This is a genomic window from Paenibacillus sp. V4I9 (assembly GCF_030817295.1).
GTDB lineage: Bacteria > Bacillota > Bacilli > Paenibacillales > NBRC-103111 > Paenibacillus_E.
Map to the genome: position 1 here is coordinate 2,891,444 of NZ_JAUSZE010000001.1, position 17,982 is coordinate 2,909,425.

Annotated in this window: 20 protein-coding genes; all 20 read left to right on the forward strand. The window is 42.0% G+C overall.

Annotated elements, in window-relative coordinates:
• Positions 1–24 precede the first annotated feature (24 nt).
• The 20 genes from QFZ81_RS13275 (at position 25) to proS (ending at position 17,976) form a co-directional block, all read left to right on the forward strand.
• A complete protein-coding gene (locus QFZ81_RS13275; protein WP_307443491.1) occupies positions 25–1,128 on the forward strand; it encodes a protein-glutamate methylesterase/protein-glutamine glutaminase in 1,104 nt (367 codons plus the stop codon).
• A gap of 49 nt (positions 1,129–1,177) precedes the next feature.
• A complete protein-coding gene (locus QFZ81_RS13280; RefSeq protein ID WP_307603031.1) occupies positions 1,178–3,244 on the forward strand; it encodes a chemotaxis protein CheA in 2,067 nt (688 codons plus the stop codon).
• Positions 3,245–3,271: 27 nt separating this feature from the next.
• Positions 3,272–3,733: a chemotaxis protein CheW gene (locus QFZ81_RS13285; protein WP_307443489.1), complete on the forward strand. Its 462-nt coding sequence runs from the start codon at positions 3,272–3,274 to the stop codon at positions 3,731–3,733.
• A 36-nt stretch (positions 3,734–3,769) separates the two neighbouring features.
• Positions 3,770–4,357, forward strand: a complete 588-nt coding sequence (locus tag QFZ81_RS13290) for a chemotaxis protein CheC (protein ID WP_373462769.1) — start codon at positions 3,770–3,772, stop codon at positions 4,355–4,357.
• Positions 4,354–4,848 (forward strand): chemotaxis protein CheD, encoded by a 495-nt coding sequence (locus tag QFZ81_RS13295; protein ID WP_307443487.1) that lies wholly within the window; start codon positions 4,354–4,356, stop codon positions 4,846–4,848. The genes QFZ81_RS13290 and QFZ81_RS13295 overlap by 4 nt, the downstream gene beginning before the upstream one ends.
• Positions 4,845–5,282 carry a hypothetical protein gene (locus tag QFZ81_RS13300; protein WP_307443486.1) on the forward strand — a complete coding sequence of 146 codons (438 nt, stop codon included), beginning with the start codon at positions 4,845–4,847 and terminating at the stop codon, positions 5,280–5,282. Before QFZ81_RS13295 ends, QFZ81_RS13300 begins: the two co-directional genes overlap by 4 nt.
• Before the next feature lie 19 nt (positions 5,283–5,301).
• Positions 5,302–6,090, forward strand: a complete 789-nt coding sequence (locus QFZ81_RS13305) for a FliA/WhiG family RNA polymerase sigma factor (RefSeq protein WP_307443485.1) — start codon at positions 5,302–5,304, stop codon at positions 6,088–6,090.
• 35 nt (positions 6,091–6,125) lie between these two features.
• Complete coding sequence (locus QFZ81_RS13310; protein ID WP_307443484.1) at positions 6,126–7,535, forward strand: flagellar assembly protein A; 1,410 nt, start codon at positions 6,126–6,128, stop codon at positions 7,533–7,535.
• Between the two features lie 19 nt (positions 7,536–7,554).
• A complete protein-coding gene (locus QFZ81_RS13315; protein ID WP_307443482.1) occupies positions 7,555–7,878 on the forward strand; it encodes a hypothetical protein in 324 nt (107 codons plus the stop codon).
• A 34-nt stretch (positions 7,879–7,912) separates the two neighbouring features.
• A complete protein-coding gene (locus QFZ81_RS13320) occupies positions 7,913–8,533 on the forward strand; it encodes a DUF6115 domain-containing protein (RefSeq protein ID WP_307443481.1) in 621 nt (206 codons plus the stop codon).
• Positions 8,526–9,041: a hypothetical protein gene (locus tag QFZ81_RS13325; protein WP_307443479.1), complete on the forward strand. Its 516-nt coding sequence runs from the start codon at positions 8,526–8,528 to the stop codon at positions 9,039–9,041. Before QFZ81_RS13320 ends, QFZ81_RS13325 begins: the two co-directional genes overlap by 8 nt.
• 250 nt (positions 9,042–9,291) lie before the next feature.
• Entirely contained in the window at positions 9,292–9,990 is a 699-nt protein-coding gene (rpsB, locus tag QFZ81_RS13330; protein ID WP_029195233.1) for a 30S ribosomal protein S2, read from the forward strand.
• Between the two features lie 113 nt (positions 9,991–10,103).
• A complete protein-coding gene (gene tsf, locus QFZ81_RS13335; protein ID WP_307443477.1) occupies positions 10,104–10,754 on the forward strand; it encodes a translation elongation factor Ts in 651 nt (216 codons plus the stop codon).
• A 90-nt stretch (positions 10,755–10,844) separates the two neighbouring features.
• Complete coding sequence (gene pyrH, locus QFZ81_RS13340) at positions 10,845–11,570, forward strand: UMP kinase (RefSeq protein ID WP_029195235.1); 726 nt, start codon at positions 10,845–10,847, stop codon at positions 11,568–11,570.
• A 3-nt stretch (positions 11,571–11,573) separates the two neighbouring features.
• Positions 11,574–12,128: a ribosome recycling factor gene (frr, locus tag QFZ81_RS13345; protein ID WP_029195236.1), complete on the forward strand. Its 555-nt coding sequence runs from the start codon at positions 11,574–11,576 to the stop codon at positions 12,126–12,128.
• Positions 12,129–12,192: 64 nt separating this feature from the next.
• Complete coding sequence (locus QFZ81_RS13350; protein ID WP_373463670.1) at positions 12,193–12,966, forward strand: undecaprenyl pyrophosphate synthase; 774 nt, start codon at positions 12,193–12,195, stop codon at positions 12,964–12,966.
• A 45-nt stretch (positions 12,967–13,011) separates the two neighbouring features.
• A complete protein-coding gene (locus QFZ81_RS13355) occupies positions 13,012–13,806 on the forward strand; it encodes a phosphatidate cytidylyltransferase (RefSeq protein WP_307443475.1) in 795 nt (264 codons plus the stop codon).
• A gap of 24 nt (positions 13,807–13,830) precedes the next feature.
• The gene (locus QFZ81_RS13360; protein ID WP_307606889.1) at positions 13,831–14,976 is read left to right on the forward strand and encodes a 1-deoxy-D-xylulose-5-phosphate reductoisomerase; all 1,146 of its coding nucleotides are present in this window, start codon (positions 13,831–13,833) and stop codon (positions 14,974–14,976) included.
• Between the two features lie 269 nt (positions 14,977–15,245).
• Entirely contained in the window at positions 15,246–16,505 is a 1,260-nt protein-coding gene (gene rseP / locus QFZ81_RS13365) for an RIP metalloprotease RseP (protein WP_307603033.1), read from the forward strand.
• A 22-nt stretch (positions 16,506–16,527) separates the two neighbouring features.
• Positions 16,528–17,976: a proline--tRNA ligase gene (proS, locus tag QFZ81_RS13370; protein ID WP_307443471.1), complete on the forward strand. Its 1,449-nt coding sequence runs from the start codon at positions 16,528–16,530 to the stop codon at positions 17,974–17,976.
• The last annotated feature ends 6 nt before the right edge of the window (positions 17,977–17,982 follow it).

The window sequence follows — 17,982 nt, forward strand, 5'->3', positions numbered from 1 at the left end:
GCTCATAAGGGGGAGGGAAGCAGCTTGGCACCATATAACATTCTTGTCGTAGACGACTCCGTCTTTATGCGAAAAATTATAAGCGATTTGATTTCAGATAATCCTCAGTACAAAGTAATAGGAACAGCAAAAAATGGTCAAGAAGCTATTGAACAAGTGAAGCTTTTATGCCCCGATGCCGTTACGATGGATGTGGAAATGCCAATAATGAATGGTTTGGATGCTTTACAACGAATCATGGCAGAACAACCAACTCCCGTCATTATGTTAAGTTCCTTAACCCAGGAGGGTGCTTCTGAAACGATTAAAGCACTCGAGTGGGGAGCTGTCGACTTTATTCGAAAGCCTTCAGGCTCCATATCCCTTGACCTGTATAAAGTTAAACAACTTCTTCATGAGAAGCTGCATATGGCAGTTCGAACGAAGTTAAGGCCGGTACAGCAAGAGCCTGTGTCTCCGCGGGTTACTCAACCGTTAATATCCAAAAGTAATGCCAGTTTGATGAAAGCACCCGATATTAAACTTGCTGCAAAGCCCGGTTCAACGCATTTCGATCATCTTGTAGCCATAGGTACTTCAACAGGAGGACCTCGTGCCTTACATCAGGTGATCTCTCATATTCCAGCAGGTTTTCCTGCACCGATCTTAATTGTTCAACATATGCCACCTAATTTCACCAAATCATTAGCCCAACGCCTGAATGACATTTCTCAGATACAGGTAGTCGAGGCTGCGGAAGGGGATGTGCTCCAAACGGCAACAGCTTATGTAGCACCGGGAGGATGGCATATGGTCATCTACAAAGATACGGACAAAACGTACAAAATTCGATTAACCAAAGAAGAACCTCGTTCTGGCCACCGCCCCTCGGTGGATGTCATGTTTGAGTCATTGCTTGGTATGAGTGAGTTGAAGCGGCACATCGTTCTGATGACCGGCATGGGTAGCGATGGAGCCAAAGGCATGCTCTCATTAAAGCAATCCGGCGTATCAACAACCATTGCCGAGTGCGAAGAAACTTGTATCGTATACGGGATGCCTAGAGCTGCTGTAGAGATCCAAGCTGCTATGTATGTTTTGCCACAGCAGGATATTGCAATTCGATTAGCACAATGCGTACTTAATTAAATGAATTTTTGCATGCAGTACATAATGATTCTATTGGAGGTGTATGGTTTTGGAACTTAGTCAATATTTATCCATGTTTATCGATGAATCGAAAGAGCATTTGCAATCTTTGAATGAGAACTTACTTAATTTAGAAAGCAATCCTCAGGATATTAGTATTGTTCATAACATTTTCCGCTCTGCTCATACGTTGAAAGGGATGTCTGCAACAATGGGCTTCGAGGATATCGCCGCCCTAACACACGAGATGGAAAATGTGTTGGACTTAGTACGTAACAGTAAAATTGATATGAACCCATTCATTTTTGACTGCATTTTCAAAAGTCTTGATTCATTGGAATCTATGGTCGAAGATATTATTCAAGGTGGTACAGGGAAAGCGGATGTTTCACCTATCGTCGTTGCTCTTCGTTCCATTGTGACAGGTGACTATAAAACCGTACAAGCTCCAGCAGTGACAGCTGCGAAGGAACCAGCTAAAGGAATCGAAGTTGATGAGTTTCAACTCTCTATTCTTCAACAGTCGATTGACTCGGGATTCCTTGTATTCTATATCGAAGTAAGTGTTAATGAGAATTGCGTACTTAAGGCAGCAAGGGCATATATGGTGTTCGATGCACTCGAGGGAATGGGCGAAATCGTAAAAGCGACGCCATCCGTACAAGAAATCGAACAAGAGAAATTTGATCGTTCCTTCTCTCTTTATTTTATTTCTAAGGTTGATCAAGCAACGTTAGAGAAAGAGATTTTGAATGTTTCCGAAATCCAATCAGCCGTCATTATCACAGTTGATTCAGAATCGCTTGCCGAATTATCCCGTCCAAGAACTGAAGTTGAGGCGGCAAGACAAGAAATTGCTGCAGCGGTTGCAGAAGCAATCGCACCTGCTGTATCAGTCGAAAATATACATAATGCTGAGGCAGTTACAGCTGCAGTTAAACCAGCGGCGGGTGGGGCTCCTGTTGCAAGTCGTACAATACGTGTTGATATTGAACGCTTAGATGCACTGATGAATCTGTTCAGCGAATTATTAATTGACCGAGTACGTTTAGAACAACTTGCTAGTGAGGTTAAACGTAATGATCTGACTGAAACAGTTGAACATATGTCTAGAGTAAGCAGTGATTTGCAAAATATAGTATTGAAGCTCCGCATGGTTCCTGTGGATTCTGTATTCAATCGCTTCCCACGGATGATAAGGGACTTGGCTAAATCGCTAGATAAGAAAGTAGATTTGGTCATTACAGGTGCAGAAACAGAATTAGATCGGACCGTTATTGATGAAATTGGTGACCCACTTGTACATTTACTGCGTAATGCTGTCGATCATGGTATTGAGTCTATCAGTGATCGATTGGCTGCTGGCAAAAGTGAGCAAGGTACCATTCAGCTGCGTGCTTTCCATAGTGGGAATCATGTGTTTATAGAAATTGAAGAAGATGGCAGAGGGATTTATAGAGAAAAGGTATTGAAGACTGCACTCAAGAATGGTCTTGTAACAGCAGAACAAGCAGCGAAGTTAAGTGATTTGGAAGTATACAACTTATTGTTCGCATCTGGATTTAGTACGGCCGAGAAAATTTCTGATATTTCTGGACGTGGCGTTGGTCTTGACGTTGTGAAGACGAAGATTCAGATGTTGGGTGGACATGTTCAAGTTGATTCCAAACCAGGTTTTGGAAGTAAGTTCTCAGTCCAATTACCACTGACGTTATCCATTATTTCTGCCATGCTTGTGCGTCTGGGCAGTGAAAAATATGCGATACCGTTATCGTCCATTGTTGAAACTTCTGCTATTCAGAAGAATCAGATTCGTAACATTCATGGTAACAAAATGGTGGAGTATCGTAATAATGTTATTCCTCTTGTATCGCTCAGTACATTATTTAATGTGCCTGATTTCAATGAGGATCTTGAGGAAGAGACCGAAATTGTTGTTGTACGCAAAGGTGACAAACAAGTTGCCTTGATGGTAGACGAATTTATTGGTCAGCAAGAAATCGTTCTCAAAACCTTAGGTAAATATTTATCCGGACTATTCGCAATATCCGGTGCAACGATTCTAGGGGATGGACAAGTCGCATTGATCATTGATCCGAATGCATTGATTAAATAATTACATACTTTTAAGGAGGGTTTCACAATGGGAGAAGAGAAAAAGGTAATCGTCTTCGCACTTGGAACGGAAGAGTACGGCGTGGAAGTTGAGAAAGTTAGAACGATCGAAAGAATGCAGCCAATGACGCGCGTACCTAAAGCGCCAGCATTCATTAAAGGCGTTATTAATCTTCGCGGTGTTGTTATTCCTATTATTGACCTTCGCTCAAGATTCGGACTTGAAGAGCAAATTAATTCAGATGCTACTCGTATTATCATCGTATCTGCAGGTGACTTTGAAGTGGGTCTCATTGTAGACTCTGCGAATGACGTTATTGATTTGGACACGGATAATATTGATAATCCTCCAGAAATTGTAGGCGGAATCAAAGCCAAGTATCTGGATGGTATCGCACGCGTTGGTGAACAAAGATTGCTTGTTTTGTTGAATTTAGAGCAAGTCTTGGATCGCAATGAAATTCAACAGTTAGAAAGATTAGAGGAATAGCTTGTGGATGTATTTAGTCGTTTAGAGGATTTTCAAATGGACGTTCTCAAAGAAGTAGGTAACATAGGTGCGGGGCATGCTGCTACCGCCCTATCTACTTTGCTGGATAAGCCGATTGATATGCTCGTTCCAAAGGTAAGAATGCTTCCTTTCGAAGAAATCTGCGAAAGTGTTGGCGGAGCAGAGACTGTTGTTCTTGCTATCTTCTTGCGTGTGGATGGAGACGCGCCTGGAAATATGTTTTTTATCCTTGATTTAGATGCCGCCAAAAATATGCTAAGGGATTTGATTGGGTTACATATCGAAGATCATGAAGAGTATTCAGAACTGGAATTATCTGCTTTGAATGAGATCGGGAATATTCTAGCCGGTTCTTATTTATCCTCTCTTGCTGATTTTACGAATTTGAATATGCAGCCTACTGTCCCTGCGTTAGCAATTGACATGGCCGGTGCCATTTTAAGCTATGGATTATTGCAATTTGGTCAAATGGGAGATCAAGCACTTCTCATTGATACCAAATTTATGGAAGGGGAAAATGAAGTACAAGGACATTTCTTCTTAATTCCTGATCCGGAATCGTTTGGCAAAATATTTTCGGCATTAGGGGTAGAGTCTCCATGACGTTAGATAATTTAATTAAAGTAGGAATGGCTGACCTGAATGTTGCTCACCAGACAGGTGTATTGAAGACAACAGGGCTGGGTTCGTGTGTGGGTGTCACTTTATATGATAGCCGCGTAAAAGTGGCAGGTATGGCTCATGTGATGCTGCCTTCTTCCGAGATAGCTCGTGAAGGCTCGCTGAATATTGCTAAATACGCGGATACGGCTATTCCTGAGTTAATCTCCAGAATGGAAAAGCTCGGAGCTACTGTGAATAGGCTAGAAGCAAAGCTTGCCGGCGGTGCTCAAATGTTTGCATTTGCTGGAAATAATGATACGATGAGAATTGGTCCAAGAAATGTAGAATCTTGTAAAGAAATGTTGAATAAATACAAAATTCCAATTCATGCTGAGGATACCGGGGCTAATTACGGTCGAACGATAGAATTCCATAGTGAAACCGGCATCCTGGTTATTCGAAGTGTCCAATTAGGAGTAAAGGAAATTTGATGATGATTGGAACCATTCGAATTAATGTCATCGTAGCATCATTGGCTGCCTTATTTACATTTGCCTTATCGATCGGCAATAATTTATTTCTTTCTACTTGTCTTAAAAGTGCATACAGCTTTCTTATTTTATTCGTTCTGACATTTGGTTTTAGATGGGTGTTGGGTGTAATGATAGGAGCTGAACATGCTGCAGGCGGTGCATCTTATGTGAATCCCACGATAGAATCGTCCGTTGGTCAATCATTGGATTTGACTACACCAGATGAGGATGAGGAAACACGGGAGATGATGAAGGCTAACCTGGGCAGTAATAACTCTTTACTATCTAATGAAATGCAATTTTCACCACTGAATCCACCTAAGCTAGTCACCAAGAATAATTTGGACCCTGAACAACTGGCGGGTGCCTTAAGGCGAATGTCTGAAGACTAAGGATGGTGAAACGTAAATCATGATCGAACAAAAGCAATCACAACTAGTCAACATCGAGTTATGGAAGCAATGGAAGGAACAGGGCTGGGTTCCCGCTAAGCAGTCGCTTATCGAGAGTTACTTGCCCTTAGTCGATTATGTTTCCGGACGTATGGCAATAGGACTTCCCAAAAGTGTTTCGAGAGAAGATCTATCGAGCTTTGGTGTGATGGGCCTTATCGATGCCGTGGAGAAATTTGACTATTCACGCGGACTGCAATTCGAAACCTATGCTTCTTGGAGAATTCGTGGTTCTATTATTGATGGACTTCGGCAAGGGGATTGGGTACCACGCTCTGTAAGAGAAAAGGCCAAGAAGGTCGAAGATGCTTACCAGAAGCTAGAACAGCAGTATCTACGCTCAGTTACGGATGCTGAGATCAGCAACTATTTACAAATTAGTGAGCAAGATTTTCAGCAGATGCTTCAGGATATTTCGATTACAACCGTTTGTTCGATTGATGATCCCATCCGAGAGGAAGATTCGGAAACGCGTCTTTCATTACTTGTAGATGAAAAGGCCAAGAACCCAGAGTTTCAGGTTAATGAGTTTTATTTGAAGGAGTCTTTGGCAAAGGCTATTGAAAGATTAACGGATAAAGAGAGAACGGTTGTCTCATTATTCTATTTCGAAGAGCTCTCCTTAAGTGAAATTGCTGAGGTTATGTGCTTGTCTCCTTCTCGTATTTCACAATTACATTCGAAAGCAATACTTCGGCTTAAAGGCGTACTAGGTCGATTTAAGACGCAATTATTTCAAGATACATAACATACAATCAGAAGGTAATGAAAGGTGGTTTGTCTATGCTTGAGAGGAACATGCCTTTGGGTTTTTACATTAGTATTTCCATCTCGGATGACAAATTAACAGCTTATTTGTTAATTAACAATGCTGATGACGATTTTCAAGTAACAGCAGGACAATTGGAAGAGTTAGTTCAAACGAATCACATCGTTCACGGTTTAAATCGATCTTTACTTGCTCAAATAGCTGCAAATCCGAAACCTTTTTATCATCAAAAAGTTACAATTGCAACGGGAACGAAGGCAATAGAAGGCCAGAGCGGATATATTAAATTTATTTTTGATTTTGATGAGGATGAAAAAAAACCATTAGAGCTGGATGACGGCAGGGTGAATTATAAAGAAGTAGTATCTCTTCATAATGTTAGAAAAGGACAGCTTATCGGACAGCGGTTTCTGGCAACGGAAGGCACACCGGGAAGAGCAGTTACAGGTGAGACCCTTTTTACTAAAGCAGGGAAAGAAGCTAGATTTAAATTAGGCAAGAATGTGGTAACAGACGCTGAACAAATGGGGCTTTATTCTACAATTGATGGCATGGTGGTAAGAACAGATCGTGACAAAATTAATGTGTTTCCTATCTATGAAGTGAATGGAAATGTTGATTATAATATTGGGAATATTGATTTTATCGGTACTGTGGTTATTCGAGGTAATGTTCTTCCTGGTTTTAAAATCCGTGCTGCTGGGGATATTCGTGTCACTGGAGGCGTGGAGGCCGCAGAACTTGAAGCCGAAGGTTCTATTGACATTAGTGCAGGCATTGTTGGGCAGAATAAGGCACATATCAAAGCTGGTAAGAATGTAAAAAGTTCCTTCATTCAGGATGCTATTGTTGAAGTAGCAGGAGAATTAACGGTTTCTCAGAGTATTATGCATTCAACGATTAGAGCAGGCAAGGCCGTAAATTGTAATGGTTCCAAAGGACTCATAGTTGGAGGTACCATACAAGCCGGGGAGCGTGTTACTGCGAGGACGATAGGGAATTCGATGTCAACGGCTACAGCTGTTGAAGTTGGCGTTCTTCCAGAGCTTCGTAATGAAATGATTGATTTACGCAACCAACTAAAAGTTTTCATGGAAAATATGGATAAAACGGATAAAGCGCTTACGTTATTAAATCAATTAGCAGCAGCAGGTCAATTAGGTCCGGATAAAGTGGCCATGCGAATCAAGTTGACACATACGAAAAAGCAAGCTTTAGAAGAGCAAAATACCATCAAAGAACGTATTCTTGAGATCGAGAAATCGTTAGAAGACTCCGACAAAGCGAAAGTAGAAGTATTGTCTACTATTTATGGGGGAACTAAGATTGTCATTGGCCGGTATACGAAATATATCAAAGATCCAACAAGCCGTATGACGTTCCGTTTAAGTGAAGGCGATATTTCCATGAGTGCGTATGTGTGAGTGAAGGAGAGGGTAAGCGATGAGTTTTAAAGCCATCGATTTACAGTTCGCTGTACACAAAAACGATGAAGCTGGCATCCGTCAAAATCAGCTTATGCAAAAACCGCGGCAGGACGAAACGATCTTGGAGAATCAAGCTGCACAAACAACGGAGAAGGATCGCCATCGTAGCGCCAAGCTTGAAGAGAGCGTTCGTACAGATATCAAGGATCATGGCGACCAGCGTCAGCAGTCTAATAAGGGTAAAGCCAAGAACAAAGGTAAGACAGTTTCCGCTTCCCCTGAAGGCAGTCATCAGCTAGATCATCCGTATAAAGGGCATCATATTGATTTATCCTTATAACTAATTATCTCACATATAGAAAAAGGTGAACCCAATGGCTATGCAGCCGTGGATGTATGTCGTACTTCTAGGTCTTGTCTTGATTGTCTACGCACGTTTCCTACCTAAGGAACAAGCGGCAGCGTCCATTAAGACGAACGTAGTCCAAGAGATCGAGGAAACCATCGAGCATTTCGCTGCTGAGATGGATGAACAAAATCAAACGCTGCTCAATCTGTTCTCCAAAACGAAACAAGATTACGAGATAGAGCTTGCTAAGCTTGCAGGCAGACTGGAATCATTGGAAAAGCAAAAACATGAACTGTCGAAGGAATTAACGAAAGTGCATGTCAATCATCAAATAAATCAAAGAACAAATGCGGCAACTGACGTGTTTTCTGATGATCAGCATGCTATTATCTCGGGAATACCTAGTGCTAATCCAGCCCATTCTGTTCAAGTCGCTTCTTCTGAACTTGTTGCGTCTGCTAAAGAATCGGAAGTAGAAGAACCCATCTACACTGGATTGGGCATGAAAAGCAGATACAGTGAGCTATTTTCACTGTATGATCAAGGAAAAGGCGTCGAAGCCATTGCTAAGAAGCTAGGCATGAATAAAGGCGAGGTCAGTCTAATCCTTCAATTATCCAGACAGGAGGAAAGGGCCCGTGTTTAAAAATAGGTCGTACGTTTTTGGAATAGGGACTGGAATTATCGTAGGAGCCTTACTTCTGCAAATAATGTCTGTGCGAGCTAGTGCACCTGGTCAAACGGGCCTTGCATTGGATGAAATGGATCCTCAGAAGTTAAAGGTCGAAGCTGCGAAGTACTACCAAGTATTCGATAAGAATACAAAAGTATTTACGCAAAATGAGTTCGATGCAGCCGTATTGAAAAAGGTCAAAGAGGAAACAGACAAATTGGCGGCAGCTAAACCTCAGGATCAGCCCAAAGCAAATACACCTGAAGTTACACCGAAAATAGTTATTTATGTACAGCCAAATCTTGATGCAACTGCTGTCAGTGAACTTCTCGTGAAATCTGGCATTATTACCGATCGTAAAGCTTTTGTTACGGAGCTTGAAAAGCAAGGTGGTAACACTAAAATCCAAATCGGTTACCATGTTTTTGAAGGTGTTACGGATATTCCCAAAGTCGTGACCAATTTAATTACAGTTCAATAGATAGTCCGACAAATGGATCTTTATTATGAGGTCTGTTTTTGTTGTTTCTGTACATATACATGCCATTTGTAGGGCAAAATGAGGATCATGACAAAAAGTTGCATAGGTATTTCAGTTGTGGTATATTTATTCACGGTGTTAAAAACTCACGCCCGTCAATTTGCATAATGGTGCTTACTTTGGTAAGTTTTATGCAAAGATGCGACAGGCGGCGGATACCAAATAAACCATTTTAGAGGAGGGATTGGGGATGGCAGTTATCTCCATGAAACAGCTTTTAGAAGCTGGCGTACATTTCGGTCACCAAACACGTCGTTGGAACCCGAAAATGGACAAATACATCTTTACAGAAAGAAACGGTATTTACATTATCGATCTACAAAAAACGGTTAAAAAAGTTGAAGAAGCTTACAACTTTGTTAAATCCGTTTCTGAAGATAATGGTACGATTCTTTTCGTAGGAACGAAAAAACAAGCACAAGATTCCGTTGCTGAAGAAGCAGAACGTTGCGGAATGTACTTCATCAACCAACGTTGGTTGGGTGGTACTCTAACAAACTTCCAAACGATTCAAAAGCGTATTGACCGTTTGAAAACTCTTGAAAGATGGGAAGAGGACGGTACTTTCGAAGTTCTTCCTAAGAAAGAAGTTATCATTCTCCGTAAAGAGAAAGATCGTCTTGAGAAATTCTTGGGCGGAATCAAGAACATGAAGGGTCTGCCTAGCGCACTTTTCATTATCGACCCACGCAAAGAGCGTATTGCTGTTGCGGAAGCTCGCAAATTGGGTATCCCAATCGTTGGTATCGTTGATACAAACTGCGATCCGGACGAAATTGATTACGTGATTCCAGGTAACGATGATGCGATCCGTGCCGTTAAATTATTAACAGCAAAAATTGCTGATGCAGTTATCGAAGCACACCAAGGCGAGCAAACAACAGCTTAATCTATAGGAATGTGAAAAGGGTGGTTGGAAGGTGTAACAGCCTGTCACCACTCTTTTTTTAAAGAATCAATAGGTATTACATACCAATAACAACTATCGGGAGGTTTCTTTCAATGGCAGTTACAGCAGCACAAGTGAAAGAGTTACGTGAAAAAACAGGCGCAGGAATGTTGGATTGTAAGAAAGCGCTTGAAGAAGCAAACGGTGATATCACCAAAGCAGGCGAATTGCTTCGCGAGAAAGGTCTTTCTGCTGCAGCTAACAAAGCAGGACGTATTGCTACAGAAGGCGCAGTAGAATCTTACATTCACGCTGGAGGTAAAGTAGGCGTACTTGTTGAGATCAACTGTGAAACTGACTTCGTTGGTAAAACGGAGCAATTCCGTACTTTCTGCAGAGACATCGCTATGCATATCGCTGCGGCTAACCCGACTTATGTACGTCGCGAAGAAGTACCAACAGAAGCTTTGGAGAAAGAAAAAGAAATTCTTCGTAACCAAGCTTTGAATGAAGGTAAACCAGAGAAAATCATTGACAAAATGGTTGAAGGCCGGATCGGTAAATACTACGAAGAGTTCTGCTTGATGGAGCAACAATTCGTTAAAGACCCAGACAAAACAATCGACCAATTGTTGAATGAAAAAATCTCAGCAATCGGCGAGAACATTTCCATTCGTCGTTTCGTACGTTTCGGCCTTGGTGAAGGTCTTGAGAAAAAACAAGAGAACTTTGCGGAAGAAGTTATGTCCCAAGTTAAACTATAATAGGCATTTAAAAAAGATGGAACACTTGGTGTTCCTTCTTTTTTAGCCAATAAGAGATCTGTTTAAGCATTGAAACGGAGGTTATACAAGTTGGGTCAACCTTTTTATAAAAGAATAGTGCTAAAATTGAGCGGCGAAGCTTTGGCAGGACAGCAGGGTTATGGCATTGATTCGGAAGTTATTACTTCCATTGCCCAACAGGTGAAGGATGTTGTGGAATTAAATGTAGAAGTTGCTATCGTTGTGGGCGGTGGAAACATTTGGCGTGGTATTGCAGGTAGTGAGAAGGGTATGGATCGTGCGACAGCAGATTATATGGGTATGCTTGCAACCGTCATGAATTCATTGGCTCTGCAGGATGCACTAGAGAATCTTGATGTGCCTACAAGAGTTCAATCTTCCATTACTATGCAGCAAGTGGCTGAACCATACATCCGTAGAAGAGCAATGCGTCACCTTGAAAAGGGGAGAGTTGTTATTTTCGCGGCAGGTACTGGGAATCCATATTTCTCAACAGATACAACAGCGGCTTTAAGAGCAGCTGAAATTGAAGCAGAAGTTATTCTCATGGCCAAAAATAAAGTGGATGGCGTATATTCGGCAGATCCATTCAAAGATCCAACAGCGAAGAAATTCGAGACGTTAACCTATATGGAAGTTATCAGTAACAATCTTGGTGTCATGGACTCCACCGCATCTTCCCTTTGTATGGATAACAACATCCCGTTAGTGGTGTTTAATATCACAGAAAAAGGGAATATCAAACGAGTGGTCCTTGGCGAGAAAATTGGGACTACAGTTAAAGGGAGTGTCTAAACCATGCCACAATCAGTAAAAAAGAATGCAGAAGATCGGATGGATAAAGCAATTGGCGCCTTGAGAAGAGATTTAACTTCTCTTCGTGCAGGTCGTGCTACGCCATCTTTATTAGATCGCATCCAAGTGGAATATTACGGAGCGATGACGCCTGTGAATCAACTGGCAAATTTAACAACACCTGATTCACGTACATTACTTATTCAACCATGGGACAAAAGTTCGATGACATCGATTGAGAAAGCAATTATGAAGTCTGATTTAGGATTAACGCCATCTAACGACGGCTTGGTTATTCGAATTGTTATACCGGCTTTAACAGAAGAGCGTCGTAGCGATCTTGTGAAAATGACGAAGAAATTTGGCGAGGAAGCAAAAATTGCTATTCGTAACATCCGTCGTGATGCCAACGATGAGATCAAAAAGTTAGAAAAAGCGGGGATATCCGAAGACGAGTCCCGCAAACATCAAGAGGATATCCAAAAGTTCACTGATAAATTCGTGGCTGAAGTTGAGAAAGTTTTGGCTGCTAAAGAAAAAGAAATCATGGAAGTATAAGATAGATATGCCCCCGGGTATTCGCTGGGGGTTTTTCATCTTTCCCTAGTTGGGAGGAACAACTGTGCTCAAGCTAATTAAGAAATGGTTAGGAATCAATGTTAAATCTGTTTCTTCGGCTATACCGGCTATCGAATTGGATAAAGTGCCAGCACATGTCGCTATTATTATGGACGGGAACGGTCGTTGGGCTAAGCAAAGAGGCTTGCCTCGCGTAGCAGGGCATCATTCGGGCATGAAAAATGTGAAGAAAATTACGATGGCTGCAAATGAGATCGGTGTTAAGGTCCTTACGATGTACGCTTTTTCAACGGAAAATTGGAAAAGACCGAAGGAAGAAGTTGAATTTCTAATGAAACTTCCTCAAGAATTTTTTCCTTTAGAAATTGAAGAGCTGATCGAAAACAATGTTCGTATCCGAATGACGGGTTGGAAAGAAGGCTTACCTGATTACACACTCAAAGCGATTGAGGGAGCTATCGAACGGACGAAAGATAATACAGGACTCATTCTGAACTTTGCCTTAAATTATGGTGGGCGTAAAGAAATGATTGCTGGTGTTCAGGATATGATTCGTGATGTTCATAATGGCAAACTACAAGTAGAAGATTTGGATGAGGCAAGTTTTTCTTCCTATATGTTAACTTCGGATTTACCAGATCCAGACTTGTTAATTCGAACAAGCGGTGAGCTCAGACTCAGTAATTTTCTTCTTTGGCAATTAGCGTATTCGGAGCTTTGGTTTACGGAGGCGTACTGGCCGGAATTCACGGAATCATTATTTATGCAAGCAATTGCAGAATATCAGCGCCGCGGGAGAAGATACGGAGGTATCTAATCACTTCGTATGTTTCCGGCGCGTGTTCATCTAGGGGGATTCAACTTGAAGCAAAGGATCGTCACGGGAGTCATTGCCGGGCTCGTTTTCATTACGTTATTAGTACTGGGTGGTTATTGGTATGCTGGGTTAATCGTATTACTGTCAATTATCGGCTACCGTGAATATTTGCAAATGAATGGCTACACGAAGTATAAATTTACAGCGGCTATTGGTTTAATTTCCTTGTTATACTTAACAGTGCCGTGGGAAACGTTTGGTGGATCATTTCCCGTTTCTTCGACAGCCATTATTTGGCTGACCATGTTTGTCTTGCTTTTCATTACAGTCGCTTCAAAAAATACGATCACAATAGATCAGGTTTCTGTTATTTTACTTGGTGTCATTTACATAGGTTTTGGATTTAATTATATGATTGCTGCACGCTTAATGGAGCATGGCTTATTTTGGTCAATAGTTGTGTTTGTATGTATTTGGGCTTCGGATTCAGGAGCTTATTTTGTCGGTTCGAAGCTGGGGAAACATCTTCTATGGCCTCAAATCAGTCCTAAGAAGTCAATTGAGGGAGCTGTAGGTGGCGTCGTTATTTCGATGATTGCAGCATTAGGATTCGCCTGGTATGCACCGGATTTACTTGGGCTTGGCAAGGCATTGGTGCTTGGTTTCGTAATAGCTGTTGTTGGACAAGTAGGAGACTTAATACAGTCGGCTTATAAGCGAGTAAAGGGTATTAAAGATACGGGAACTTTACTTCCCGGGCACGGTGGTGTACTCGATCGGATGGATAGTTGGCTTATCGTATTTCCATTTATTTATTGGCTTGGAATTCTTACTCACTAACAGTCATAGGCGAGGTGGAATATGATGAAACGGATTGCCATTCTGGGCTCAACAGGGTCTATTGGTACACAAACCTTAGATATTGCCCAGCATGCCCCAGATAAATTTCAGATTGAAGCATTATCTGGCGGTTATAATAGTCAATTATTGATTGAACAGGTTAAAAAGTTTCACCCAAAAGTTGTATCGGTCGCGACCAAGGAGCTGGCCGACGAAGTTTCCAAGAATGTTTCGTCATCGACCAAGGTGTTATATGGTGAAGAGGGATTAATGGAAGTTGCTGCATCAACAGATGCAGACTTGGTAGTAACAGCGTTGGTAGGGAGTCAGGGACTTAAGCCTACAATGGCAGCGATAGAAGCTGGCAAACACATTGGTCTTGCAAATAAGGAGACGTTAGTGAGTGCAGGCCATATTGTAAAGGATGCTATTCGTCGAAAAGGTGTGTCTTTGCTGCCTATTGATAGTGAACATTCGGCTATCTTTCAATGCTTGAATGGCGAGAATCGCTCGCAAATTGCGAAAATAACGCTTACTGCTTCTGGTGGTTCCTTTCGAGATCGATCACGTGAACAATTAGAGGGAGTAACGGTCGAACAAGCTCTCCAACATCCGAATTGGTCGATGGGAGCTAAGATTACGATAGATTCAGCGACGATGGTCAATAAAGGTCTTGAGGTCATTGAGGCTCATTGGTTATTTGATCTTTCCTATGACCAAATAGATGTCCTCATACATCCTGAAAGTGTCATTCATTCCTTTGTAGAATTTGTTGACAATAGTGTTATTGCTCAGCTAGGTAATCCGGATATGCGAGTTCCTATCCAATACGCATTAACCTATCCAGACAGATATCCGACGCCAACCAATCGGCTAGATTTGGCTGCCATCGGAAAACTTCATTTCCGTGAGATGGATTACAATCGGTATCCGTGTTTACGAATGGCCTTTGAGAGTGGCAAACAGGGAGGTACTTCACCTACTGTTTATAATGCAGCGAACGAAATCGCTGTTGCACGCTTCCTCAAAGGTGAGATTACGTTCTTACAAATTGAACAGATTATTGAAGTTGTTTTGCAGAAACATGAATCCCATTCAAACCCTCATCTAGATGTCATACAAGAACAAGATATTTGGGCAAGAGCCTTTGCATCATCTATTGTATTTTAATTTCATGAGAGCTTAGGTCAGCGAGGTTGGCTCTGCTCTTTTTTTCAATCTATCACCTAGGCGCTCTATAAAGTAAAGTCTAATTCAAACTCCCAGCTCGTATACTGTGCTAAAAGGGCATAGCTTGTATTCAGCAGTTCAATAATGTTAATCTAAGAACATGCTGTCCATAAGTGGATGCTTAGAAGGCAGGTTTTCAAACGAAAACGTTATGGTTTTTGCAAACATAGGTAAGTTTTCTGAAGAAAACCCGAAGGAGGAAATACGACTTGTCAGCCATAGAAGTTGGATTGAAGGTTATTTTGTTGTTTTTCGTTCTCGTTACGATTCATGAATGGGGTCATTTTTACTTTGCGAAACGTGCAGGCATCTTAGTTCGAGAATTTGCAATCGGCTTTGGACCCAAAATTTTCTCATATAAAAAAGGGGAAACTCGCTATACCTTGCGCATTTTGCCAATTGGTGGATTCGTTCGCATGGCAGGGGAAGACCCGGAAATTGTCCAAGTGAACCCTGGACAAACGGTTGCTGTTAAGCTAAATAAACAAAATCAAGTGTCATCTCTTTATCTTGATCAATTAGATCGACGCTCGAATGTTATCATTGGTGTCGTGGAACAAATTGATTTAGATAGAGCGCTTCAAGTATCACTTGATGTTGACGGAGAAAGCGTTACTTATCCCATTGATCCACAAGCTATGATGGTGACCAAAGGGGCAGAAACACAGATTGCTCCATATGATCGTCAGTTTGGTTCGAAAACGGTTGGCCAGAGAGCAATTGCTATTGTGATGGGTCCTGTGATGAACTTCATACTCGCGATTGTATTGTTCTTTATCGTTGTTATTATGTCGGGCGTATTTACGAACGTTAAGCTAGATTCTGTGCTTGCAGGTAAGGCAGGCGAGAAGTCGGGTCTTCATAAAGGGGATATTATCATGTCGATTGATAATCAGCCGATTGGTGATGACCGGGAGAAGCTTGTCACCTCGATTCAATCATCTGCAGGAAAGTCGATGACTTGGGTTGTGGATCGTGCAGGTAATCCAATTACACTTCAGGTTACACCTGAAATGGAAGCAGGGGCTGGTAAGCTCGGCGTTGTCATTTCAGGGGATCGTAGAAGCGCAACCTTTAGCGAAGTGTTAACTGGCACCTACGAACAAGTCGTTGGAACAACGATTGGCATTGTGACTGGTTTACAGAAGCTTGTTATGCTGCAGTTTAAACTTGATGATCTTGGCGGACCTGTCCGGACTGCTCAAGTATCTGCTGAGTTTGCCAAAATGGGAATAACTTACTTAATCTCTTGGGCAGCTACATTAAGTTTATATCTAGGTATATTTAATCTCCTGCCTATTCCTGCTTTAGATGGAAGCCGACTTCTATTTATGGGTCTAGAGGCACTACGCGGGAAGCCAATTGATCCGAATCGAGAAAGTATGGTTCATTTTGTTGGTTTTGCACTGCTAATGCTGCTCATGGTGGCAGTTACTTACAATGATATTTTAAGATTAATTAAGGGATAGTCCTAATATTGTAGGAGGGTTTATGTCAAACGATAAACAGTTTGTTAAAGAGATTACACCACAGGGAGAGGATTTCTCCCGTTGGTACATAGATGTGATCAAGAAAGCTGATTTAATGAGCTATTCACCAGTGCGCGGCTGTATCGTGTTTAAACCGGATGGCTATGAAATATGGGAAAACATTCAACGTGAACTCGATAGTAAATTTAAAGAAACGGGTCATCGGAACGCCTATTTTCCTTTATTTATTCCAGAGAGTTTTTTCCAGAAGGAAAAAGAACACGTGGAAGGCTTTAATCCAGAGCTGCCTTGGGTCACTGAAGCAGGTGGAGAGAAGCTCGAAGAACGTCTAGCTATTCGTCCCACTTCGGAAACGATGATCGGTCACATGTATTCGGAATGGATCAACTCCTATCGCGATCTTCCCCTATTGATTAATCAATGGGCTAACGTAGTTCGTTGGGAGAAGCGAACATTGCCTTTCCTTCGAACTACAGAGTTCCTGTGGCAGGAAGGACATACGGCTCATGAAGATGAGCAGGATGCTCGCCGTGAGACGATGCAGATGCTGGATGTATACCGCCAATTTGCGGAAGATTTCTTAGCAATCCCTGTTATTGTTGGGCAGAAGACTCCTTCTGAGAAATTCGCGGGTGCTGTCGATACGTTCTCTATCGAGGCAATGATGAAAGATGGGAAAGCGGTGCAAGCTGGCACCTCTCACTATCTGGGTACGAATTTTGCAGTCGCTTTCGATATCAAGTTCTTGGACCGTGAAAATCAGCATCAATTTGCCCATACGACTTCATGGGGAGTTAGTACTCGACTCATCGGTGCACTTATCATGGTTCATGGTGATGATCGTGGGTTGGTTTTGCCTCCTAAAGTTGCCCCTACACAAGTCATCATGATTCCAATTGGTCCGCCAAAAACACGTGAACAAGTTATTGGACGAGTAGATGAATTGTATGCTGAGCTTAAGAAAGCTGGAGTTCGAGTTAAAGTGGATGACCGTGCAGACCAAAGCCCAGGTTGGAAATTTAATGAATATGAAATGCGCGGTGTACCGATCCGAGTTGAATTAGGACCTCGTGACATGGAAAATGGGCAAGTTGTTCTCGTTTCTCGAGTAAGCGGGGAGAAGAAAACCGTTCAGCAAACTGACTTCGTTCAGGAAGTTCAAAATTTACTTGCTGAGATTCATCAGCAGATGTATGATAAAGCGAAGCAGTTCCGTGACGAGCATTATATTGCAGTGGATTCCATTGATGAATTCAAAACATTCCTGGAGACGAAACGCGGTTTTGCTTTGGCCGGCTGGTGCGGGTCTATCGCTTGCGAAGCGCAAGTGAAGGAAGAGACGGGGGCAACAAGCCGTAACATTCCTTTCACACCTTCAGAAACGAAATCAACATGTCTGGTTTGCGGCGATGCTGCTAAACATACGGTCGTTTTTGGCCGAAGTTATTAATTACAA

Coding starts and splice junctions, on each gene's coding strand:
- QFZ81_RS13285 (WP_307443489.1), top strand. CDS start 3,272: ATGGGAGAAGAGAAAAAGGTAATCGTCTTCGCACTTGGAACGGAAGAG.
- QFZ81_RS13290 (WP_373462769.1), top strand. CDS start 3,770: ATGGACGTTCTCAAAGAAGTAGGTAACATAGGTGCGGGGCATGCTGCT.
- QFZ81_RS13295 (WP_307443487.1), top strand. CDS start 4,354: ATGACGTTAGATAATTTAATTAAAGTAGGAATGGCTGACCTGAATGTT.
- QFZ81_RS13305 (WP_307443485.1), top strand. CDS start 5,302: ATGATCGAACAAAAGCAATCACAACTAGTCAACATCGAGTTATGGAAG.
- QFZ81_RS13310 (WP_307443484.1), top strand. CDS start 6,126: ATGCTTGAGAGGAACATGCCTTTGGGTTTTTACATTAGTATTTCCATC.
- QFZ81_RS13315 (WP_307443482.1), top strand. CDS start 7,555: ATGAGTTTTAAAGCCATCGATTTACAGTTCGCTGTACACAAAAACGAT.
- QFZ81_RS13320 (WP_307443481.1), top strand. CDS start 7,913: ATGGCTATGCAGCCGTGGATGTATGTCGTACTTCTAGGTCTTGTCTTG.
- rpsB (WP_029195233.1), top strand. CDS start 9,292: ATGGCAGTTATCTCCATGAAACAGCTTTTAGAAGCTGGCGTACATTTC.
- tsf (WP_307443477.1), top strand. CDS start 10,104: ATGGCAGTTACAGCAGCACAAGTGAAAGAGTTACGTGAAAAAACAGGC.
- frr (WP_029195236.1), top strand. CDS start 11,574: ATGCCACAATCAGTAAAAAAGAATGCAGAAGATCGGATGGATAAAGCA.
- QFZ81_RS13360 (WP_307606889.1), top strand. CDS start 13,831: ATGAAACGGATTGCCATTCTGGGCTCAACAGGGTCTATTGGTACACAA.
- proS (WP_307443471.1), top strand. CDS start 16,528: ATGTCAAACGATAAACAGTTTGTTAAAGAGATTACACCACAGGGAGAG.